The organism is Clostridium intestinale DSM 6191, assembly GCF_900130055.1.
In the GTDB taxonomy this organism is placed as follows: domain Bacteria; phylum Bacillota; class Clostridia; order Clostridiales; family Clostridiaceae; genus Clostridium_T; species Clostridium_T intestinale.
In genome coordinates this window covers 1-23,458 of the sequence record NZ_FQXU01000006.1, presented here as the reverse complement: position 1 = coordinate 23,458, position 23,458 = coordinate 1, and the positions used below count along the sequence as shown (strand labels likewise).

Annotated in this window: 22 protein-coding genes, 2 tRNA genes and 2 rRNA genes; 6 read left to right on the top strand and 20 right to left on the bottom strand. The window is 30.3% G+C overall.

Annotated elements, in window-relative coordinates:
- Window positions 1–88 precede the first annotated feature (88 nt).
- Both BUA92_RS09395 and BUA92_RS09390 read right to left on the bottom strand, forming a co-directional pair.
- The gene (locus tag BUA92_RS09395; protein ID WP_073018967.1) at window positions 89–1,492 is read right to left on the bottom strand and encodes a sensor histidine kinase; all 1,404 of its coding nucleotides are present in this window, start codon (window positions 1,490–1,492) and stop codon (window positions 89–91) included.
- Complete coding sequence (locus tag BUA92_RS09390) at window positions 1,489–2,169, bottom strand: response regulator transcription factor (protein WP_073018965.1); 681 nt, start codon at window positions 2,167–2,169, stop codon at window positions 1,489–1,491. The genes BUA92_RS09395 and BUA92_RS09390 overlap by 4 nt, the downstream gene beginning before the upstream one ends.
- Window positions 2,170–2,403: 234 nt before the next feature.
- Between BUA92_RS09390 and BUA92_RS09385 the strand changes: the two genes are divergently transcribed.
- Window positions 2,404–3,978, top strand: a complete 1,575-nt coding sequence (locus BUA92_RS09385) for a multicopper oxidase family protein (RefSeq protein WP_242950129.1) — start codon at window positions 2,404–2,406, stop codon at window positions 3,976–3,978.
- 135 nt (window positions 3,979–4,113) lie between these two features.
- Here the strand turns inward: BUA92_RS09385 and BUA92_RS09380 are convergent, their stop codons facing one another.
- From BUA92_RS09380 to BUA92_RS09355, 6 genes are all read right to left on the bottom strand, one after another.
- Window positions 4,114–4,944, bottom strand: coding sequence for a PTS system mannose/fructose/sorbose family transporter subunit IID (locus BUA92_RS09380; RefSeq protein WP_073018963.1), 831 nt, complete (start codon window positions 4,942–4,944; stop codon window positions 4,114–4,116).
- 19 nt (window positions 4,945–4,963) lie between these two features.
- On the bottom strand, window positions 4,964–5,752 hold the full coding sequence (locus BUA92_RS09375) for a PTS mannose/fructose/sorbose transporter subunit IIC (RefSeq protein ID WP_073018961.1): 789 nt from the start codon (window positions 5,750–5,752) through the stop codon (window positions 4,964–4,966).
- A gap of 43 nt (window positions 5,753–5,795) precedes the next feature.
- Window positions 5,796–6,272, bottom strand: a complete 477-nt coding sequence (locus BUA92_RS09370; protein ID WP_073018958.1) for a mannose/fructose/sorbose PTS transporter subunit IIB — start codon at window positions 6,270–6,272, stop codon at window positions 5,796–5,798.
- Between the two features lie 2 nt (window positions 6,273–6,274).
- A complete protein-coding gene (locus BUA92_RS09365; RefSeq protein WP_073018956.1) occupies window positions 6,275–6,712 on the bottom strand; it encodes a PTS sugar transporter subunit IIA in 438 nt (145 codons plus the stop codon).
- Between the two features lie 226 nt (window positions 6,713–6,938).
- Window positions 6,939–9,725 carry a sigma-54-dependent transcriptional regulator gene (locus BUA92_RS09360; RefSeq protein WP_073018954.1) on the bottom strand — a complete coding sequence of 929 codons (2,787 nt, stop codon included), beginning with the start codon at window positions 9,723–9,725 and terminating at the stop codon, window positions 6,939–6,941.
- Between the two features lie 94 nt (window positions 9,726–9,819).
- Window positions 9,820–10,413, bottom strand: a complete 594-nt coding sequence (locus BUA92_RS09355) for a DUF1836 domain-containing protein (protein ID WP_073018952.1) — start codon at window positions 10,411–10,413, stop codon at window positions 9,820–9,822.
- A gap of 919 nt (window positions 10,414–11,332) precedes the next feature.
- On the opposite strand from BUA92_RS09355, the gene BUA92_RS09350 reads away from it, so the two are divergent.
- Complete coding sequence (locus BUA92_RS09350) at window positions 11,333–11,572, top strand: AbrB/MazE/SpoVT family DNA-binding domain-containing protein (protein WP_021803662.1); 240 nt, start codon at window positions 11,333–11,335, stop codon at window positions 11,570–11,572.
- A gap of 83 nt (window positions 11,573–11,655) precedes the next feature.
- On the opposite strand, the gene rsmI is transcribed toward BUA92_RS09350, so the two are convergent.
- The 4 genes from rsmI to BUA92_RS09330 all read right to left on the bottom strand — a co-directional run bounded on the left by rsmI (window position 11,656) and on the right by BUA92_RS09330 (window position 15,224).
- Window positions 11,656–12,495, bottom strand: coding sequence for a 16S rRNA (cytidine(1402)-2'-O)-methyltransferase (gene rsmI / locus BUA92_RS09345; protein ID WP_242950127.1), 840 nt, complete (start codon window positions 12,493–12,495; stop codon window positions 11,656–11,658).
- On the bottom strand, window positions 12,488–13,252 hold the full coding sequence (locus BUA92_RS09340; RefSeq protein ID WP_073018948.1) for a tRNA1(Val) (adenine(37)-N6)-methyltransferase: 765 nt from the start codon (window positions 13,250–13,252) through the stop codon (window positions 12,488–12,490). The genes rsmI and BUA92_RS09340 overlap by 8 nt, the downstream gene beginning before the upstream one ends.
- A gap of 103 nt (window positions 13,253–13,355) precedes the next feature.
- Complete coding sequence (locus BUA92_RS09335; protein ID WP_073019463.1) at window positions 13,356–14,561, bottom strand: C40 family peptidase; 1,206 nt, start codon at window positions 14,559–14,561, stop codon at window positions 13,356–13,358.
- A gap of 363 nt (window positions 14,562–14,924) precedes the next feature.
- A complete protein-coding gene (locus tag BUA92_RS09330; RefSeq protein WP_021803665.1) occupies window positions 14,925–15,224 on the bottom strand; it encodes a hypothetical protein in 300 nt (99 codons plus the stop codon).
- Between the two features lie 137 nt (window positions 15,225–15,361).
- On the opposite strand from BUA92_RS09330, the gene BUA92_RS09325 reads away from it, so the two are divergent.
- Window positions 15,362–15,437 (top strand) — tRNA-Pro (locus tag BUA92_RS09325).
- Window positions 15,438–15,466: 29 nt separating this feature from the next.
- Here the strand turns inward: BUA92_RS09325 and BUA92_RS09320 are convergent.
- Window positions 15,467–16,864 carry an N-acetylmuramoyl-L-alanine amidase gene (locus tag BUA92_RS09320; protein WP_073018946.1) on the bottom strand — a complete coding sequence of 466 codons (1,398 nt, stop codon included), beginning with the start codon at window positions 16,862–16,864 and terminating at the stop codon, window positions 15,467–15,469.
- 55 nt (window positions 16,865–16,919) lie between these two features.
- Window positions 16,920–17,042, bottom strand: coding sequence for a hypothetical protein (locus tag BUA92_RS23730; protein WP_278329721.1), 123 nt, complete (start codon window positions 17,040–17,042; stop codon window positions 16,920–16,922).
- A gap of 97 nt (window positions 17,043–17,139) precedes the next feature.
- On the opposite strand from BUA92_RS23730, the gene BUA92_RS09315 reads away from it, so the two are divergent.
- Window positions 17,140–18,492, top strand: coding sequence for a [Fe-Fe] hydrogenase large subunit C-terminal domain-containing protein (locus tag BUA92_RS09315; RefSeq protein ID WP_073018944.1), 1,353 nt, complete (start codon window positions 17,140–17,142; stop codon window positions 18,490–18,492).
- A 121-nt stretch (window positions 18,493–18,613) separates the two neighbouring features.
- Window positions 18,614–19,261, top strand: a complete 648-nt coding sequence (locus BUA92_RS09310) for an HAD family hydrolase (protein ID WP_073018941.1) — start codon at window positions 18,614–18,616, stop codon at window positions 19,259–19,261.
- A gap of 40 nt (window positions 19,262–19,301) precedes the next feature.
- Here the strand turns inward: BUA92_RS09310 and uraA are convergent, their stop codons facing one another.
- Complete coding sequence (gene uraA / locus BUA92_RS09305) at window positions 19,302–20,594, bottom strand: uracil permease (protein WP_073018939.1); 1,293 nt, start codon at window positions 20,592–20,594, stop codon at window positions 19,302–19,304.
- Between the two features lie 180 nt (window positions 20,595–20,774).
- Complete coding sequence (locus BUA92_RS09300; protein ID WP_073018937.1) at window positions 20,775–21,521, bottom strand: peptidylprolyl isomerase; 747 nt, start codon at window positions 21,519–21,521, stop codon at window positions 20,775–20,777.
- Between the two features lie 160 nt (window positions 21,522–21,681).
- On the opposite strand from BUA92_RS09300, the gene bcp reads away from it, so the two are divergent.
- A complete protein-coding gene (gene bcp / locus BUA92_RS09295; protein ID WP_073018935.1) occupies window positions 21,682–22,149 on the top strand; it encodes a thioredoxin-dependent thiol peroxidase in 468 nt (155 codons plus the stop codon).
- 12 nt (window positions 22,150–22,161) lie between these two features.
- On the opposite strand, the gene BUA92_RS09290 is transcribed toward bcp, so the two are convergent.
- The 4 genes from BUA92_RS09290 to BUA92_RS09275 all read right to left on the bottom strand — a co-directional run.
- Window positions 22,162–22,389 carry a hypothetical protein gene (locus BUA92_RS09290; RefSeq protein WP_073018933.1) on the bottom strand — a complete coding sequence of 76 codons (228 nt, stop codon included), beginning with the start codon at window positions 22,387–22,389 and terminating at the stop codon, window positions 22,162–22,164.
- A gap of 280 nt (window positions 22,390–22,669) precedes the next feature.
- A tRNA-Phe gene (locus BUA92_RS09285) sits at window positions 22,670–22,745 on the bottom strand.
- Between the two features lie 209 nt (window positions 22,746–22,954).
- Window positions 22,955–23,071: ribosomal RNA gene (rrf, locus tag BUA92_RS09280) — 5S ribosomal RNA — on the bottom strand.
- A gap of 72 nt (window positions 23,072–23,143) precedes the next feature.
- Window positions 23,144–23,458, bottom strand: a 23S ribosomal RNA gene (locus BUA92_RS09275); the annotation flags it as partial.

Here is a 23,458-nt window from a genome sequence, read left to right as displayed (position 1 = left end):
TACATTTTTCTATTTGTACAGTTGTACAATTGTACAAACGTACAAATAAAAAAGGCTTAAGTATCTTTGACTACTTAAACCTTTTTTACTAAATTGGATATTTAATTATAAAACTTACTCCATTTTCTCTATTAACAGCTTTTATACTTCCACCATAAAAATCTATTATCTTTTTGGATATGGCTAATCCTAGTCCAAAATTTCCCGTTTTATCTTTATAGAGTGTTTCAAATATATGTTCAATATTATCTTCAGATATATTCTGTCCATCATTATAAAGCTCTATAATTCCATAATTTGCTTCTCTTTTAAGCTTTACTCTCATCTGGCTTTTTGCATATCTCAATCCATTTTCTAATATATTTTCAATTGCAACTTTAACCTTTTCTTTATTACCTTTAATTATAATCCTATCAAGGTCAAGATCCCAATCAAGGTTACTATTTACAACTTCAAACCTATTTATTATCTTTAAAAGAACTTCTTTTAAATCAAATTCTTCATTGTCAATATTATTTCCTAAAACATAATCTAATGTATTAAGATATAATAACTGCTTTATTTTTTTCTCTAAGCTAATTGCTTCTTCTTTTATTATTTCTGCTGTTTTTTCTACTGAATCTATATAAACACCATCTATAATAGCCTCTGCATGACTCATAATAACCATTACAGGTGTTTTTAAGTCATGAGATATACTTTGAAGAAAAGTTTTTTCTTCCTCGTCTATTCTCTTTAGTTCTATCTGCATCAGATTCATGGCCTTTGCCAGTCTTCCAATCTCATCTTCACTTTTAATTATTATAGGCTCTTTCCAATCTTTCTGCGCTATTCTTACTGTATGGTTTTCTAATTCCTTAAGTGGTTTTGATATACGATTTGCAACTACCTTAGCTGTAAAAAAACCTATTCCAATAAATATAAGTCCTATAAACATAACTATGTATATTATTATATTATCTTCACTATTTGGCGTAAAAGATATTAAATATTCATTTTCAGAGGTATTTGTTTTAATAGAACTTATTACAAATATATATTTTCTATTATTAAAATACTCCTTAAATTCACTTTCAGTCATATCTCCTTTAGCAAAAGTAGCCATCCACTCTCTAAATCCCTCATCCTTTATTCCAGGGGGTACTATCCCCCTATTTCCTTCATTTACATTTCCTTCGTTTTGAGGGAAGAATTTTTCAGAAATCTTTCTTACACTTTGTATCTTTATATCTCCAGAACTACTCACCTTAGCAATAAAATGTTCACTTCCTCTTAGGTTTCTTAATTCATCAAACCTGTTAGGTTGAATAAAGTTTTCGCTATCAATTATTGCATCATGAAAAACCTTTAAATCTTGCATCTTATTGGCTTCATTTATGGTTCTGTAGGCAACTAAATATACTATTGAAATACTACATATTATAACTAAAATTACTGCTGTAAATGTAGTCCATATTCTCATTGTTAATGATTTAAATCTTAATTCCCTCATGACTTATATACCAACTTATATCCATAGCCATACACAGTCTCTATATTTAACTTATCAACTTTTTTTCTTAATCTTCTTATAGTATCATCAACAACTCTATCTGAACCAAAATAATCGTCTCCCCAAACATTTCTAAGTATTTGGTCTCTAGATATTAAGATGTTTTTATTTTCAGCCAGATAACTAAGTAATTCAAACTCCATTTTAGTTAATTGAATCTCTATTTCCCCAAGGAAAACTGTTCTTTGCGTTTTACTAATAACATATTCTCCTATGGTTATTGATAATTCTAATACTCGCTCTTTTTCATCACCATAAATTCTCTCCATAAGTTTATTAGTTCTTATAACTAACTCCCTAGGTAAAAATGGTTTAGATAAATAGTCATCACTTCCTAGCTCAAGACCAACAACTCTATCAAGCTCCTCATTTCTTGCTGACATAAATATTACCGGAGTATTTTTATTATTATCTTTTATCTTTTTTATAAGTTCATACCCATCTGCTCCTGGAAGCATTATATCCAGTATCCATAAATCTGGCATATCCTTTATTTTTTGCAGAGCACTATCTCCATCCAAAAATGTTGTTACTTTATAACCTTCTAGCTGTAGATATCTTTCTAATAAAATATTTAAACTCTTTTCATCCTCAACAAGATATATTATCTTATCCATTATTATCACCCCAGAATTTATCTTATTAAATTACATTTTTATTCTAACATATAAATTTCTAATCATTTTAGATATATTATGTGAAGATTATGTGTTTTTCATTATTTAGCTCTACATATTTATCTCTAAAAAAGTCATATTGTCAAATTTATGATAATAATATCACACATTGTCGTTTAATTCATATTATATATTGCAAAAGAGACTAAATTTATCTAAAAGGATGTGCTTATTTTGAGTAATGAATTTTATATTGATAGCACTAATAATGAAATAGTAGATCCATCGAATCCTGATACTATTCCTAAGTTTACAGATAAACTTCCTCGTCCACCTGTAATGAGACCGCTTATAGAAAATGGGAATGTATATTATGAGATTGAAATGAAAGAAAGCTATCATTCTTTTCATAAACAATTTCCTCTCACCTATATATGGGGTTATGAGGGGATTTTCCCTGGACCTACAATAGAAGCTGTAAAAGATAAATCAATATGGGTACGCTGGATTAATAATCTTCCTTCAAAGCATTTTTTACCTGTAGACCGCACTCTTCATGGTGTTTCTGATTCTCCAGAAGTAAGAAGCGTAGTTCATCTTCATGGTGCTAATGTTGACTGGGAAAGTGATGGCCATCCTGATGCTTGGTTTACAAAAGATTACACCTTTACTGGGAAAACTTTCAAGAGAAAGGTTTATAGATATACCAATCACCAGCCTGGTACCTTAATGTGGTATCACGATCATAGTATGGGTATAACTAGATTAAATGTTTATGCAGGTCTTGCTGGACTTTACATTCTTCGTGACCCACTTGAAAAGAGATTAAATATTCCTAAAGGTAACTATGAAATCCCTTTGATGATTCAAGATAAATCCTTTAACAAGGATGGTTCTTTATTTTACCCAGATTCACCACCATTCCCAGTGGATGTAAAACCATCAGTAGTTCCTGCATTTTTAGGTAATACAATTGTAGTAAACGGTAAAGTATGGCCTTATCTCAATGTTGAACCTAGAAAGTACAGGTTCAGAGTTATTAATGGCTCAAATACCAGAGGATATACCCTAAGTTTATCTAATAAACAAAACTTTTATCAGATTGGTACAGATGGGGGATTGCTACACCATCCTGTTACACTGGACTCAGTAGAATTAGAACCAGCTGAAAGAACTGATATAATAGTTGATTTTTCTAACTTAAAGGGAGATACTATTACACTAAACAACGAATCTCCAGATCCAAACATTAGCGTAATAATGCAATTTAGAGTATGTCTACCTTTAAGAGGAGAAGATAAGACTGAAATTCCTCATGAACTAACACCACAAAGTCATTTAACTGAAGACTTAGCTGATAATTCTAGAATATTGACATTAAGTGCTTCAACAGATCATTATGGTAGGCCTATGCTTATGTTAAATGATCGTATGTGGAGTGATCCAACAACTGAAAAACCTGAATATGATAGTATAGAGATATGGAATATATTAAATTTAACTACTTTTCCTCATCCTATTCATATTCATTTAGTTCAATTTAAAATATTAGATAGGATTCCTTTTGATGTTTCTTTTTATCAGGAAACAGGTAAGATTAAGTATACTGGACCACCAGAAGCTCCTAGAGACTTCGAAACTGGCTTAAAGGATACTGTTAAAGTTTTTCCTGGAATGATAACAAGATTAATCATGCATTTTAAAGATCATGCTGGGGATTATGTATGGCATTGTCATATATTAGAGCATGAAGACCACGATATGATGAGACCAATTAGAGTATTAAAAGACTCTATAGCAATAGAATAACTTTTTAAGTAAAAGCCACTATAAAATTATAATGACTCAGACTTTTAATTTTACTATAATGTAAAAAACCTTGGAAGATACTTATTGTAGTATCTCCCAAGGTTTCTAAAAATTAAACGTAGTGAAAATTTAATCTTATAGACCTAATAAACCTATCCAATATCCAATTATGCCTACTGCGAATAATCCGAAGATTAACCATATTGGACTTACTTTTTTCTTTAATAATCTCATGCAAAGGAATGTTAATCCTAATGCTAATAATCCTGGTAATAAAGAATCTAAAACACTTTGAACAGTTGTAACTGTTACTTCTCCAGCAGCATTAGTAACTCTTGAAAGTTCAAATGGAACCTTTATAGATGTCCATCTAGCAACTAAAGCACCCATTATGAATAATCCAAGTATTGAAGCTCCTTCAGTTAATTTTTGTAGCTTATTACCAGCTAGATCTTTAACTATGTTAGCACCAACTTGATATCCATAAAATTGTGTAATCCATCTAAATCCTAAACGAACTACATTCCATAAAACGAAGAATAATATTGGTCCAAGTAAGCTACCACCAGTTGCTATTGAAGCTCCTAATGCAGCAAGTACAGGTCTTAAAGTACCCCAGAATATTGGATCACCAACTCCTGCTAAAGGTCCCATTAAACCAACCTTAACTCCGTTTATAGCTCCATTATCTATATCTGCACCATTAGCTCTTTGCTCTTCCATTGCACAAGTAACTCCTAATATAGGTGATGTTACAAATGGTTGAGTATTAAAGAACTCTAAGTGTCTCTTTAAAGCATCTTTTTGTTCCTCTTTAGTTGTATATAACTTCTTAAGAACAGGATTCATTGCATATGCATATCCTATAGCTTGCATTCTTTCAAAGTTCCAAGAACCTTGATGAAAGTTTGAACGAAGGAATACACTAATTAAATCTTTTTTAGTTAATTTTTTTTGTTCACTCATTCCTATTTCCTCCTCCTTCTTAATCTAACACATCATCATCAAAGTCATCACTTGCAGATGCAACTTGCACTGCTCCATTATACTTTGGTGATAATTGTAGATATAGTAAAGCTAAAATTGTTCCTAATATACCTAGAGCTACTAGATTATAGCTTGAGAATGAAGCTACAACAAATCCTAAGAAGAACATAGGCATTAAGTGTTTAGCACCCATCATGTTTATAACCATAGCGTAACCAACTACAACTATGAATCCACCTGCAACTTGAAGTCCTTTTGTAACAACATCTGGAATTGCATTTAGCATATTTGTTACTTGATCTGTACCTGCAAACATAGCAACTATTAATACTGGTATAGCTACACGAAGTGCTTGGATAACCAATCCACCTAAATGACACATATCTACTCCAGCAAAGTTAGCTTCTTCAGCATATTTATCAGCTCTGTGTTGTAAACCAACTGATAAAGTTCTTGCAAATATTGTTAAAACTTGACCAGCAGCAGCTAATGGTATAGCAATAGCTATTCCTTCTGCAATGCTTTGTTTAGAAACTATTACTAAAATTGTGGATATACAGCTAGCAAGTGCAGCATCTGGTGCCATAGCTGCTCCTATATTCATCCATCCTAAAGCCATTAATTCTAATGTTCCACCTAATATAATACCGGTTTTCATATCTCCTAATATAAGTCCTATAATTGTACATGATATCAAAGGTCTGTGTGTTTGGAATTCATCTAGAACTGAACCAATACCTGAAATACATGCCCATGCTACAACAAGAATAATTTGTAAAGCATTCATAATTTTCTTCCTCCCATTTCTTTAATTCTTTAATTGTTTAATTTTATAGTGGTAATTTATCTTTTAATAGAACCTTAGAGTCAGATGCAACAACTCTTATTTCTAATTCTATTCCCTTTTTGTTTAACTCTTTGAAAGATGAAATATCTTGATCATTTACAGAAATTGCTCCAGTTATTTGTTTCTTTCCTTCTTTAAATGACATTCCTCCAATATTTACGCTTTCAATACCTACTCCAGCTTCAACTAAGCTTAAAACATCTGTAGGATTAGTAAATAATAATAAAGCTTTAAAATCATTTTTAGGGTTATTGTATACTCTTATAGCTTTATCAACGTTTAAAACATGTGCTTTTATTCCTGGAGGAGCTACTTGCACTAATAATGTACTTCTAAGCTCATCCTTTGCTACCTCGTCACTTACTACTATTATTTTTTCACACCCAGTTACCTTCGACCAAACTGTTGCTACTTGACCATGTATTAATCTGTCATCAATTCTAGCTAAAACTATTTTCATAATTATAGAACCTCCTCATCATCATCGTTAATGTTTTTATTTATTATAAGACCTTCTTTAAATGGTCTAATGGACTCTTTACCTGAATTCTCAGCTATCTTTACAAGCTCACTTATAGAACTAGATGTTCTCGCTCCAAATACCTCAAGTAACATAGGTAAATTTACGCCTGTAACTATATCCATATTTTCATTTTCTACAACTATCGATGTAGCTGCATTAAATGGGCTTCCTCCAAAAAGATCTACTAAAAATATTAACCCATTCTCTATATCTAAAGCTTTTATAGCTTCACTATACTTTCTAGTTAAATCTTCAGTTCCTTCTCCTGGCATAAAGGTTATATAATCTACATTTTCCTGTTTTCCAAAAATCATTTCTGAGGACTTAACTAACTCTTCAGAAAATCTTCCATGGGTTGCAACAACTACTGCTGGCATAACCGCTCCTCCTTTTAGAACTTTATATTCTTATTTTATATACTAATCTATTTTGTATACGTTATTTATTATAGCAATATCCATGCCAAAAAAAGTGTATCAATGAATGTAAGCCATTTCAACTAAGAAATATCACTGCTTTGATACTTTCTTATGATGAAAAATACATTTTGATACACTTCTATTTATAAGCTAATACACTTTTCTTATTTTTTCTAATACTGTATCAAATTATTTCACAAATATGATACACTTCATCTTCTGTTAGTATTATTCTGAGACTATCTTCGAATACTTTCACTGCATTTTTAACAGCATCTAAACAATTTGCAGTAAAATTCTTTTCTCCTCTATAAGTTAGCCCTGAGTTTAATACCATTCTTTCTATAGCACAAGCAACATGTATTATTAATCTAAGCTGTTCTGCATTAGACAAATTTTTATTTAAACCTTCTTCTAACAATCTAATGAAATCCATCAAAAGTCCTATAATCTTTTTAGGATTAAGATATGTTAAATACTCTTCTAAATTTTCTTCACACAATTCTCTAATTAAAAGACTCCTGCTTTCCTCTTCTCTAACTTCAACACCAGATATTATTCCTCTTAATACATTTGCACCACTTCCACCTATAAAGGATTCAAGTGAAATAAATGGTATATCTTTACCTACGTTTTTAACCCCTACTATAGCAATAACATTTTTTGTACTCTCAAGATTTTTTACATTTTCTTCTGCACCTTTTATACCTATAGGGATAACCTCTATTTCTTCAACTGAAATATCTTCAATTATATTCTTCACTATCTCTTTAAGTTTCTCTGCTGTTCCAACTCCAGAAGAACATACAGTTATAACTGTTTTTGGTTTTGAAGAACCTTGTTTATTAGCGTTAGTATTTATAATGTTACTATATCCATTAAATTCTCTTAATGAAAAATATATTTCATCCAACTCTTCTGAAAATAAATGTCCTTTTCTAACAGCTTCTATAACTAAAGGAGTAGACACCATATCTAAAGTTCTAGTTTTTATATTTGTCCTCTCCTGTATTATCTGCCCAAAGGTTACTAGAGAACCCATGTCTACCATTAGAAGTACACCTTTTCCTTCGTTCATTTCAACAACTTTTTCCGTAACCTCTTCTAATATACTTTGTGGGCTAACATCAAGTGGCATATCTACAGCTTCAATAGGTCCTTCTTTTCCAAGTAAGTCTACTGCTACATTAACCATACTTAAGGCAGTGCTACTACCATGAGCAATTACTAATATACCTACTTTTTCACTAATAACCTTTTCTTCTTCTAAATTCTTTAATAACATGGCTAAATATATAATTTCTATTTTAGGGACTTTAACTCTAAATTTGTTTTCTATTTTATTCGCTATATCCTCTGCAACTACATACTCCTGGCCATCTTCATCTATGGAATAACCCATTCTATCTATTTTTTCCTTTGTTAGATGATCATCAGCCCTTTGTTTTAAAAATACACTTAAATGCAAACTTACAGCATATACGAATCTTTCCCCATATGTTACATTTAGCCTATCTTCAGTAAACTTTTTTATATATTGTGTAAATTCAAATACATCATTATCTACAATAGATAAAAGTTTCTCTTTTACATTATTATCTTTTCTAATTTTTTTGTAGAAAGTTTTTAATTGTGCATCGATATCTTTCATGACCAAATCATGAATTACTTCTTTATTCATACCTTCATTTTTAAGAATTTCAGATTTATCTTCTATAATTCTATATAAATTAAATGGAAGCTCATAATCATCATTTTTTAATAAACTAATCTGACCCTTAGGACTAATAATCATATTGTTATCTATAATAGATGAAATTTCTTCGAAATCCTTCCTATTATCAGAAATGACAAAAAGCCCTTTTTGAATATTAGGAGGTATGCTTTCAATATTAATTTCTATTGCGTCTCCCGATTCTAAACTATTTAAAAATGCAGTTGCACATATTAATTGTATATTCGACTTTAGCTTACCTATGTTCCCCGTATAAGAACTACCAATCAAGGCTTTTATAACTTCCCTAGCTACTATAACCTTTTTATTTACTCTATTGGCTTCAGCTGAAAACATATGTTTTATAAGTTCCAATCTTTCTTCCAAGGGTCTTTTCTGAAGTGATGGTATTGTAATTGTTACTGGGATTCTTCTTAAAAAAGTTGCTAATAAGGAAGACTTAGGTTCTTCAGTAGTTGCTCCAATAATAAGTACATTTGCCCTTCTTTTTCTATCGCTTTCTCCTAATTTATTATAAGTTCCAGTATCCATAAAGTAGAATATCATTTCTTGCCCTTCTGGACTTAATCTATGAATCTCATCTAAAAATAATATTCCTCCATCTGCCTTTTCTACAATTCCTTCTTTTTCTGTATCTGCACCTGTAAAAGCACCTTTAATATGTCCAAATATATGAGAAAGAAGTAGTTGAGGATTATTTCCATAATCCGCACAATTAAAAACTATAAAGGGTGCATTATCTTTAAATCTTTTAGAGAATTTAGCATAGTTAAACATCATATTTGCAAATAAAGTTTTTCCTACCCCTGTTTCTCCTAGTATTAATGTATGTAGTCCATTTGGAGGATACATTATGGCTGCCTTTGATTGATTTATAGCTTGTTTTAAACTCCCCTCAGCCCCTATTAGGTAGTCAAAAGGTGAATTAGTCATCTTACTTTCTTCACCAAATAGTTCACTAAGCTCTCGTATCTCCACTTGTCTCTCAACTATTTCTACATTTAATAATTCCTCTAACCTTCTTTTGCTGAAATATTTAACAGGTCTTTCTTTGATCTTAATCACTAAATCGGATTTATATAATTCATTTAATTCTTTACTTACATTATTCCTTAATATATCTAATCTATCTGCTATCTCTATTGCAGAAAACCCTTTAATTTCTTTAAAGTCTTCTACAGTAAAGTCTTTAGTTTCATTCATTAAAAAATTATAGATTTTATCTATTCTTTTCATTGTTTCACTGATCACTTCCTTCTAATTGGATATACTAATAATAGCATTAATTCCAAAAAAATAAATCCTCAAAATATCGAGGATTTATTGAAATTTATTTTTCATTATATTCATTTACTATTTTCTGTACTAATTTTTTAATAACACTTGCTTGCGCAATCAAAGATAATACTAATAAAAATATCTTTATTCTTTCTTCATCTTTGTCTTCCAGATTTAAATCTTTAACTATATTTTCTAATTTTGAATCATGTAATACTGATGAGTTTTTTATATCATTAAAACTTTCACTTTGTATATCTGAAAATATTTTATAAGCAGACTCCCAGTCAATTATATCATCTGCTCTAAGATTTATTTCATTAAATGCTAGTTTAAATACCTTTTTTATTTCCTCTGTAGTAAGTACCGGTCTCATATAACTAAGTAATACTAATTGTGCTAAATGAACTTTAGTATATCCTCTTTTTTTTCCATCTTCAGGCTTAGTTATAACTTCACTTTTTATATAGTTCTGAACTATATTATTTGTATATTTATCGTCAACAAATTTATCATTTAAGTAATCTATAACTTGTGATAAAAATAAATCATATTTAGGTAAATCATCATAAGATATCATATTATTTTTAGACATCTCTTCTGCCAACTTCGCAATGTATTCTTCATCAAATTTTTTTTCATCCATAAGAGCACCTCCACATTTAAATCCACTATATCTGTTATTATATAGTATACCAAAACTCTTTACAAGTTATCATCAATTTATTAATAATATTTTATTTTAATAAATCCTTATTTTAAGACCCTTAGAGTTACAATCCACAGTTATAAACAAGTTATCAACATATATTGTGGATAACTTCAAGAATTATGTGAATATAAATTTATTACATCCATTTTTATCCACATAATTCACATTTACCCTGTGGATTATCTGTTTATTACTTGTGGAACACCTGTTGAATAGTTAGCTATTTATCAACATTTTTCTCTAATATACTTTTGTCAATATAAATACTTCAACAAATAATTTTTTATAAAACATGAGTTTTTATATTTTTTTAATATTTTAATTATAATAATAAAAAAAATTTATATATATTGTAATGAATTGTATAATAAATTGTTACATAAAATAACTATCTTAGTATTATTCGTCAAACTAACTAATTATTTATTTATATTTCTGTAACTTATACTTTTTATTGACATATAATATATAGAATCATTGTTAATATAATCCTTATTTTATATACACTTTCGACATATAATTTTTATTTATGGTAAGTTATTACTTTTTTATCACAGAAATTTAATTATCTAAAAATATTATTATTTTTCTTATATCTAACTATATTATATCCCTAAAACCCTTATAAATACTTATTTTATTCATTTCATCTATATAATATTATTACCATTTATTTGAAAACTATACTATTGACATTTCAATTATTTGGTATTATATTAATCTTAGATGTTATTTAAGTAAGAAATTTGTAAATATTGCAGTTATTTAGAGAAAATGTATTGACTTTAAATTACATCTTTGCTAATATTAATATACGAAATGTCGAATGTTGTAAAACGAGGAGGAAATTTATATGAAATCAACAGGTGTAGTAAGAAGAGTTGACGAGTTAGGAAGAATAGTTATTCCAATAGAGCTAAGAAGAACATTAGATATCGCTGAAAAGGATGCTCTAGAAATATATGTAGACGGTGAGCAAATCATATTAAAGAAATATGAGCCAGCTTGCATATTCTGCGGAGATGCAAGAGATGTTACTAACTACAAGGGAAAAAATATATGCAAGAACTGTATGGCTGAATTAAAAAAATAATTAAAATTATTTTTAATCCATAAATAAATCAATATGTATATATGGTTAAAAAAGCACTTCAACCCCAAGAAGTGCTTTTTTTATTATAGATCAGTTGAATATTTATATACTTCTGACTTAGGCATACTTCTTTCTTTAGCCACTAATTTAATTGCTTCTTTTTTACTATATCCTCTATCTACATAAAGTATTATATGCTCTTCCACTGTAGTATTTTCCCATTTAGCCTTTTGTTCTAAGTCTATTTCCTCTTGACTTTTTCCTTCAATTACAACTACAAACTCTCCCCTTGGGTTATTTGTATTAAAATGCTCTATAACCTCTGAAATTAATCCACGTACTATTTGTTCATGAAGTTTAGTTAATTCCCTACAAATAGCCACTTTTCTATCTCCTAATTCTTCATAAAGAAAGCTTAAGGTATCTTTAATTCTATGAGGAGCCTCATAAAATACTAGTGTTTCTTTATGGTTTTTTATTTCACTAATTAATACTCTTCTTTCTTTATTTTCTCTAGGTACAAAACCTCTAAAAGTAAACTTAGTTGTATCTAAGCCTGAATTAACTAACGCTGTTATTATTGCAGTCGCCCCTGGTAATACTTCAAATTCAACCTCTTCTTCTATACATCTTTTAATAATCACACTTCCTGGATCAGATATCCCTGGAGATCCAGCATCACTAACCAAAGCTACAATTTCTCCACCTTTTACTCTATTTATTATCTCTTCTGATTTCGTTAATTCATTATGTTGATGATAACTTATCAGTTGTTTTTTGATATTAAAATGGTTAAGAAGTTTTATTGTTTGTCTAGTATCTTCAGCCGCAATAACATTACACTCTTTCAAAACATCTAATGCTCTTATAGTTATATCCTTTAGATTACCTATTGGCGTAGGTACTATATATAATTTACTCATTATCTTTCTCCCTTCCATATATACGGTCTATTTCCTCGCTATAGCCTCCACAATCATTATATACATATAAAGGTGCTTCCCACTTAAGAAAAGCCCCTCCATCCCTCTGTGCCTCAATTAACACTATATTGGGAGGTTTTTTAGTATTTGGATGAATCATTCTAATTCTTTTAGGTTCTATTTTATGCTTTCTCATCAAACATAAAATATCTGCCAATCTTTCTGGTCTATGTACCATATATAATTTGCCATTATCTTTTAGTAAAATCCTGGCGCCTATTATTACATCCTCTAATGAGCATAAAATTTCATGTCTAGCTACAGCAAGTTTATCACTGCTATTTATTATTCCTGAAGAATTAAGTTTGTATGGGGGATTTACTGTTATAACATCAGCTTTCTCTATTGTTTTCATAAGTTTTATATCTTTAATATCCCCTTTAATAAACTTTACTTTCTCCTGTGCATTATTTATTTCTACGCTTCTTTTTGCCATTTCGACAAATTCTTCTTGTATTTCAATACCGAGAATACTCTCAGGAGACTTTTTCCCATATATTACAAATGGTACTATTCCTGTTCCAGTACAAATATCAATTACTCTATGCTTTTTTTTTACTTCTGCAAAATTAGCTAATAGTACCGCATCTATCCCAAATCTAAAGGCTTTCTTTTTTTGAATAAGATGAATTCCATTAAGCTGTAGGTCATCAAGGGTCTCATCATCTTTAATAAAGCTATTTATATCCAAATTCATCACACTCCAAATATCTATTACTTATCCATTATAAAGATTAATTATAAAAACTTCAAAAAAAATTAAGAGGATGTTTTAAACACCCTCTAAAATAAACTATATTCTATTTCACTCTTCTAGCTGTGTAGAAGGACCAAATATTTGATACTTTAACTACATCTCCTGTTTGAGGAGCATGAATCATTTGACCTCCTCCTACATATATACCTACATGATGAGAACTAGTAAAAACCAAATCTCCTACTTGAAGGTTAGAATAACTCACTGGAGTTCCATTACCCATTTGAGCATCTGTATCTCTACCTATAGATATACCTGCTTGTCTATATACGTATTGAGTAAATCCTGAACAATCAAATGAATTAGGTCCGGTTGCCGCCCAACGATATGGCATTCCTAATTTACTATATGCTATAGAAAGAATTGCTGAATCCGATGCAGATCCCGCTCCATCACCTCTACTTAAAGTTGGTGCTGTTTTTTGCTGAACTAAACTTTTAGCTTTTTCTATTAAGTCAAATAATTCACTATCAGCTTGTGAACTTTTAACATTCTTTCTTAGAGATCTTAATGTTGTTATCGCATTATTTAGATCATCAACTGAACTACTTGAATTATTTACTATATTAGCAAAAGGCCTATATAGATTTCTTTCAACTGTAATTAAATCATCTGCTATCTTATCATATTCTGCTTTAGCTTGATCAACATAAACTTGTTGTTCTGCTTTTTTAACATTTAGTTCTTCTAATTTTACTTTATTATCTTTATTTAAATCTTCAAGTTCTTGAATCTTAGTTTTCAACGTCGCAATGTGTTCATCATATTCTTTTTTCTTTTCATTAAGCTCATCTATGATTTGCTTATCTAAGCTCATTATCTTACCAACTGCCTGAGCCTTAGAAACAAAGTCTCCTAAGCTATTAGCACTTAATAAAAGTCCTATGTAGCTTTCTTGTCCACCTGATTTGTATAGAGCTCTCATTCTAGCTCCAAAAACCTCTTCTTTTTCAGCTAATTCTTTTTGACTTTTTTCAATTGCTTTTTTAGTATTATCAATTTCTTTATTTGTATTTGCTATCTTAGTATTATTTTCCTCCATAGCTAACGCTATTGGTTGAATTTGTGCATCTAATTCATCTACTTTATTCTTTAACTCCGAATACTTACTTTTTGCATCTGCCGCCTTTGCACCCTTTTCGTTAAGTTCCTGCTGTTGCTGCTCTGTTAAAGGTTCTGCCCATACTTGTACACCTGTTCCGAATACTAGCGAGGCTGCAAGTAAAGCTGATATTGCCTTCTTCTTCATAAACACCTTGGCATTACTAAGCGAATAAGTAATACCTTCCCCCCTTCAATTAATTAGTAAACTGTTATAAGTATAACACTTTTCCTATTTACAACCAATCCCAATTCGTCCAACAATTAAAATTTTACAATTTATTAAAAACTGCCACAACCTATCCAACATTAAAGTTGTCAGATAAAATGTTTACAGTCCATTGTATTTGTAAATACAAACATGTTGTGAACAAAATATTATTAGTTGTTTTACCTATTATAATTCTATGCTCCATATAAGTATATTATAATATTTAGTTAAATATCAAGCGTAAAGTGCTACAAATCAAAAGACCTTGCTTCTTAATACATAAACAAGGTCTTTAATTATTTATTTATATTTAGCACTTAGTCTTCCTTGGATTAATCCGGCTGATATCATAATTACAGCATAAGCTCCCACTATGTACAATGAATACTCTTTAAAAAAGTAATCAACAACCCCTAATAGTACACCTATTCCCCCTAAGCATAAATTAAAAAACGCATTAAATCTAACATAAGCTGTTTTATCATTAGCGATACTTGCACTCTCTATAATACCTCTTACTTTTTTACTTAACAAAATGCTTGTTCCTAATATTAGAAACCAAAGGCTTGCTAGCACCATGATCACAGTAGTTCCTCTCATAGCAATTTACCTCCCTTTATTTTATAAACTAAAGGTATTATATACACTGTATAAATAAAAGTAAATACAGTCTTAGAATATTTTAATTAAAATTATTGACATCTTTAAAGAAACTATTTATAATAATCTATGTGCTACGGGGTGTAGCGCAGATGGGAGCGCGCGTGGTTTGGGACCATGAGGTCGCAGGTTCAATCCCTGTCACCCCGACCAAAAAAAAGAATTGCTTAGGCAATTCTTTTTTATATAACAATACTTCTTAATTTACTTATTACATCTAAAATATCTTCTATAGTTTGCTCATAACTCTTATTTTTTTCCTGTAATGACATATTGGTTGCATTTAAAGCCTCTTTAAGTTTTTTCTCCTGTGCCAAAAATCCTTCTACTGAGTTAATATATATTTTTAATTCTTCAGTTCTGCTTTTAAGCTTTTCTATATCACTAATAATACTACTAACTTCCTTTTTTAGTCCTTCAACACTATCATCATCATTTACTAACTCATCGTTATAGTTATTCCCATCATTATTATCATCAAGTTTTATAGGTGCTATCCCCTCTTCTGAGTAGCTTGACTCTATTTCCTTAACTAACTCTAACACCTTTATTCCATAGTCGTCTAAAGGTGACCAATTTCCCGATAAGTCTTCTATATATTTTGCTTTACCTAATAAATAAGGAAAATGTCTAGGATCCCTACTTATTCTTTTTGGATAAATAACTCCTCCTGCATAAAGTCCTAAATGATCCAAATGAGCCTCAACACCACTTGTCCAATTGTTAAATGTTGCATATCCCCCATTTTCATCATTTATATCATTACTTATCCTTAATCCACATGGATTCTTATACTCGTTCTTAAAAACACCATTAAAAGTTCCTAAATTAGTTTCTATAGCACTTTGTGCATATGCTACTACTGGATTTACTCCAGACTCAATAGATGTATTCCAATAAATTTCTGCAAGTGCAATAAACTCCTCTGTAGCTCCCTTTTTTCTAGCCCATTGAAATGCTTGATATTTTGTTGCAGTAGATGTTGATATTATAGGGGTTTTCGAATTAATAACTATGTCTTCATCGATTCCCATAGAAATTTCTTCTCTTCCAATATGTCTAAGAAAACCATTAGCTATAGAAAGTGCTATTTTGTCTCTAAAGTAATCTTCTTTAAGCAATGCTTCTTCTTTTGAGTTACTAATGAAACAAGTTTCTACCAAAATTGCTGGCATTTCAGTTTCTTTTAGAACCGTAAAATTAGCAAACTTTACACCTCTATTTTTTAAACTAACACCAGAGACTATCTTATCTAACACATTAGTAGCTAACCTCTCGCCTTCATCACCTTTAGTAAATGTATAAACTTCCGTTCCCTCAGCACTATCTACACCCGAGCTATTAATATGAATACTCATAAAACATCTAGCTTTATTTTTATTAGCAATTTTAGCTCTCTCTTCTAAAGTCACATATCTGTCATCATTTCTAGTCAAAATTACAGATATCTGTTTCTTATCCAAATACTCTTTAATCTTATTTGCAATGTATAAGGTTAAAGATTTTTCTACCAAAGAGCCTTCTCCTCTAGCCCCATAATCTGATCCTCCGTGACCCGGATCTATAACTAAATCTACCATATCCACCTTCCTAAATAAATTACTACATATAATATATATTTTGTAACTTACATAATTATTTCACTTCTTCCTTATCAGACATAATATTTTCATAATATTTTTCGCTTTTCGAAGCAGCTACACAAAGGCTCCAAAACATAAGTATTAAAAATATATAAATTCCTATCAATATTTTCATAAGTTTTCTCTCCTAAAATCATAATAGTTATAAATAATGGTTAATCTAACAAATAGAAAAGTTTTCTAAATTAGTATTTACACTTAGGAGGAATATTATGAAAAAAATTTACGAAGACTTATTTAAAGAATTAGTTAAATCCTATTATGATGGAAATTTTAATTCAACCTTAGAAAATATAATGAATTCTCCAAACTTTGATAAGATTGAAGCCATGTCTGTAATCTCTTCATTATGTGGTGTCGAAGTAAAAGCTGATGAAAACTTTATTTATAATCTAAAAAAAGCTATTACAAACTATAAAGTTAGAGAAAAGATAATTGAAAAAGTTTCCTCTTGTTCTAGAGATTGTACTTCTGAAGCTGGTGAGAAAACCAAGTGTCAAACCGCCTGTCCCTTTGATGCTATTTTAGATGATCCAATAAAAGGAACTACTTATATAGACACCGATCTTTGTACTGACTGTGGCATATGTGTGGAAGCTTGTGATAGTGGTAAATTTATAGATAGGATTGAATTTATCCCCATAATAGATTTACTAAAAAAGAACAAAAAAGTAATAGCAGCTGTTGCTCCTGCAATATCTGGTCAATGGGGATCTGATGTAACAATGGACCAATATAGAGCTGCTTTTATAAAAATGGGATTCTCAGACATGATAGAAGTTGCTTTTACAGCTGATATGTTAACCATAAAAGAAGCTGTAGAATTTAATCATCACGTTAATAAAGATGGTGACATTATGATAACCTCTTGTTGCTGTCCTATGTGGGTTGGTATGTTAAAAAAAGTATATCATGATTTAGTTAAAGATGTTTCCCCTTCTGTGTCTCCTATGATTGCAGCAGGAAGAGTTTTAAAAGACTTGAATCCAGATGTTAAGGTTGTATTCATAGGTCCTTGTATAGCTAAAAAATCAGAGGCTAGAGATAAGGATATCTCAGATGCTATTGATTACGTGCTTACCTTTGAAGAATTAAAAGGAATATTTGAAGTTTTAGATATTAGACCAAATGAACTTCAAGGAATCCCTTCAATAGAATATGCTTCAAGAGGAGGAAGATTGTATGCAAGAACTGGTGGAGTTTCAATAGCTGTATCAGAAGCAGTTGAAGAACTTTTTCCTGAAAAACATATAAAACTAAAAACTGCTCAAGCTAACGGGGTAAAGGAATGTAAAGAAATATTAGAAAAAGCTAAGTCTGGAGAACTAGATGCCAATTTTATAGAAGGAATGGGTTGTGTTGGAGGATGTGTCGGTGGCCCTAAAGCCCTAATTCCTAAAGTGCATGGTAAAACCTCAGTTGATGAATTTGCCTACAATTCAGCCGTTAAGGTAGCTACTCATAGCGATATTATGAAAGAAGTTTTAAGTAAGGTTGGTATAGATTCCTTAGATGATTTTAAGAGTAAAGAAAAAATTAAAATCTTTGAAAGAGAATTTAGCTAAACTGTTTCATTAATGCAGTATATAGAGTTTGATATGCTGCATTAAAATTTATTATGATATTGAACTTAATAACTTTCTAATATACTATAAAAATAACATTAGGAATTTGGGGGAGATATATTTGTTTAAAGATGTACAAGCTGCAATATTTGATTTAGATGGAACTCTTATAGACTCAATGTGGATTTGGGATGAAATTAATATAACTTATTTAGAAAGTAAAGGAGCAAAAAGACCTTCTGATTTAGAAGAAAAAATAAATCATTTAAGTTTTAAGCAGACCGCTCAGTATTTTAAGGAGAATTTTAATCTTAAAGAATCTACAGATGAAATAGTTAAAGAAATTAATGATTTAGCCTATGATAATTATTTGAATAAAGCCAGACTTAAACCTGGAGCTAAAAAATTATTAAGCTATTTAAAATCTAATGGCATTAAACTAGCTCTTGCTACTTCAAATTCATCGCCTTTATTAGATATAGCTTTAGAAAGTAATGATATTAAGGATTTTTTTGATAACATCACAACTACGAATGAGGTTACTAGAGGAAAAAACTTTCCTGATGTATATCTTTTAGCTGCAAAGCGTTTAGGTGTGACTCCAGATAAGTGTATTGTTTTTGAAGACATCCCCGCTGCTGTAGAAGGTGCTAAGGCTGCTGGAATGAAAGTTGTAGCAGTATATGATGAACATTCATCTAAGCATAGGGAAAAACTTATTAATAGTGCTGATAAGTATATTGAAGATTTCACTGAATTAGCTGTATAAAAAAAGCAGGAGATTTTAAAAATCTCCTGCTTTTATATTATTAATCTTCTTTTTCATTCATTATTCCTAGTGAATCAAATATCATAAAGCTTACACTTAAAATCATGGCAACTATAGTAGCTAGTCCCATTCCTTTTAATTCTACAGCTCCTAATTTTACAGTTATACCACTTAATCCTATTACAAAAATTACTGATGTTAAAATTAAGTTTCTTGACTTAGCAAAATCCACACCTTTTTCTATAAAAGTTCTTAAACCAGATGTAGCTATAGTTCCAAATAGAAGTAAACTAACTCCTCCTATTACTGGTACTGGTATACTACTAATTAAAGCTGATAGCTTTCCTGAAAAACCTAACACTATAGATATAAGACCAGCTCCACATATAACATATACACTATAAACTTTAGTTAATGCCATAACCCCTATGTTTTCACCATAAGTTGTTGTTGGAACTGAACCAAAAAATCCTGATAAAGCTGTTGATAATCCATCTCCAAGAAGCGATCTATGTAGTCCTGGATCTTCAGATAAATCTTTTCCAACTATACTACTAGTTACTGCTAAATGACCTATATGCTCAGCTACTACTACAAAAGTTGCTGGTAATATTGTCATTATTGCTGTGAAATCAAATTTAGCTATGTTAATATCCGGTGTTACAAAGAAACTTGCTTGTCCAAGTGTTGTAAAATCAACTAATCCATTAGCGTATGCTGCAATATAACCTACCACAACACCTATTAATATAGGAATAACTTTTAAGAATCCTCTTAGTAATACACTACTTAAAATTACTGCTGCTAAAGTTATCATAGATACTAATATCCATTTAGGATTAGAAAACTCCGGATTATTAGATCCACCTACTGCGAATCCAGCCATATCTGCTGCTGTTGGTGCTAATTCTAATCCAATGATTGTAACTATAGCTCCCATAGCTGCTGGTGGGAATAATTTGTTTATCCAACCTGTTCCTGTAAATTTAACTATTATAGCAATTGTAGCAAAAATCAAACCTGAAACGACAAATCCACCTTGTGCATGTTGGAAGGTATACCCTTCACTATACAATAGAAAAACTGGTGCAAGATATGCGAAACTAGATCCTAAATATGCAGGTATCTTCTTTTTAGTAAGGAATGCATATAATAATGTACCTATACCGTTAAAAAATAATACTGTCGCTGGATCTATTCCAAAAAGAATTGGTACTAATACTGATGATCCAAACATTGCAAATAAATGCTGGATACTTAAAGGAATTGCTCTCTTTAGTGGCACACTCTCATTTACATCTACCACTGATACTTGTAATTGTTCATTATTCATTTGTTTATCCCCCTTGCTAGTCTCTCTGGACTAAGTTAAAAGCTTTTATAACTATAACATCTTTTATATTATATTTCAACATATTATGACTAAAATAATTTAGTTATAATCTCCCAATGATTAAATTCTTTAATATTTTTAATAAAAAACTCTAGATCTTAACAATCTAGAGCGATTTTGTTATTTTCTATCTATAGTATACTTTGTACTTAATTCTCCAATTAAATCAAAATATTTCTTTTGTTGAGTCTCTTGAAGTAATTGATTTACAACTCCATCCTTAACTTCTTCAAAATCTAAATCTTTACCAGCATTTTTAGCTTCTACCTTTATCAAGTGATATCCAAATTGAGTTTTAACAGGTTCAGTTACAACGCCTATCTCTGATGCAAAAGCAGCTTCTTCAAACTCAGGAACCATCATTCCTCTTGAGAATGAACCTAAATTACCACCTTGTTCCTTAGATGGACATGATGAATACTGACTAGCAGCTTCTTCAAATGTTACGTTATTTGATTCTATTTCTTTTTTAATTTTATTTGCTTCTTCCTCTGAACTTATTAAAATATGTTTTGCTGTCACATTTTCTGGTTCTGAAAACATACTTCTATTTTCTTCATAGTATTTTAAAGCTTCATCATCAGTAACAGTTACTTCTGATATTACTTTGTTAATAACCATTTGAGTTAAAAGTTCTTTTTTAAACTTTTCTACTTCTGTTTCAAATTCTTTAGTTTTATCTAAAGAAGCTTCTTTTCCAAATTGGAACATTAATTCAAACGAAATCATTTGTTCTAATAATTGTTTTTTACCTTGCTCTGTTGCAAACATCCCTCTTCTATCTTGAGGATACTTTAAAATAGCTTGCTGTAAATCCATCTCAGTTATTTCATTACCAGCTACAACTGCCAAAACTTTATTTTCCATACATAATCTCCTTTATATATAAACTTAACACTCTAACATAATAACACATATAAGAAGATTAATACACTAAAGAACTCCATATTATCGTTTAACTTCCTTTTCCTTGATGATTAATAATAATTATTATATAATAAAATTATATAATTAGGAGGTAATAATTATGTCAAAAATAGAAATTGGAAGTCTAGCGCCTGACTTCATATTAAAAGGATCAGATGGAGAAACACATAAACTAAGTGATTATCTTGGGAAAAAGGTTGTTCTTTATTTCTACCCAAAAGACAACACTCCAGGATGCTCTACACAAGCCTGTGACTTTAGAGATAGTATACCTACTATAACTAACGAAAATGCTGTTGTAATTGGTATAAGTAAAGATAGTTTAGCCTCTCATGATAAATTTATTGCTAAATTCGGATTACCATTTTTATTGTTAAGTGATGAAGATAAAGAAGTTTGTGCGCTATATGATGTATTAAAAGAGAAAAATATGTATGGAAGAAAAACCATTGGCATAGAAAGAAGCACTTTTTTAATTGATGAAAAAGGTATTCTAAGAAAAGAATTTAGAAAAGTTAAAGTAAAAGATCATATTAATGATGTTATAGAAAGCTTAAAAAAACTGTAGGAATATTAATTCCTACAGTTTTTTAATTACTGATTTTATATTCTTATTTTTATATTTTTTATATGAAGAGAAGGCCAGAGATCCTAATACTCCTAAAACTCCACCTAAAGAAAATCCAAACATAACATTGTCTACAACCACACCAATCAATACACCTAGACCCGCACCTAATGCAATTCCTTTTGCTAAATAATCATTTTCTTCTTCAGTTAAAGAAATCTTGTTAAAAACCTCCTTCATAACCTCACCAACCCTTTTATTAAAATCTTATTATTGATTATTATATCCTCAATATATTAAGATTTTCTTACATTCTGCTTAAGGTAATATTAAATATACTTAAATTTTTATTTACATCTAGTTAATATATTTTAAAAAACAGAAACAAAAAATCACAGCTTTCACTGTGATTTTATCCAACTTGTAAACATTAACTAGTCAATGTTAATTATCGGAGTTTTGATAGAGTTTTTACCGTTAACTCAAGAGAAAAATATAAGCCTAGTTAATACTAGGCTTATGGTGGCTCGAGCAGGAATCGAACCAGCGACACGAGGATTTTCAGTCCTCTGCTCTACCGACTGAGCTATCGAGCCATAAAATACTTTACTTAAATATTATATGGTTATCAATAAATTTTGTCAATATATTATAATTATTGATTTATTAAAAGTTTTTTATACAGAAAAAAATCAAAATATTTCTCGGGAAATAAAAGATTTTATCTGATTTTGACATATAAACATTTCAAACAAAAAAAGAAACTACTACAATTTGCATTGTAATAGTTTCCTGTAAATAAATTATTTGGCGACTTCCTACTCTCCCACACAGTCTCCCATGCAGTACCATCGGCGTAATAAAGCTTAACGATCCTGTTCGGAATGGGAAGGGGTGTTACCTTTATGCCATTATCACCAAATATTTATGAAAGAATTTTGTTCTTTCAAAATTGCACACAAGTTCATTTAATAATATATATTCCAGTTAACTATTGGTCAAGCCCTCGATCTATTAGTATGAGTCAGCTAAATATGTTACCACACTTACACCTCTCACCTATCAACCTTGTGTTCTTCAAGGGATCTTACTAGATTACTCTATGGGAAATCTTATCTTGAGGTGGGCTTCACGCTTAGATGCCTTCAGCGTTTATCCCTTCCCGACTTAGCTACCCAGCTATGCTCCTGGCGGAACAACTGGTACACCAGAGGTCAGTCCATCCCGGTCCTCTCGTACTAAGGACAGCTCCTCTCAAATTTCCTACGCCCGCGACGGATAGGGACCGAACTGTCTCACGACGTTCTGA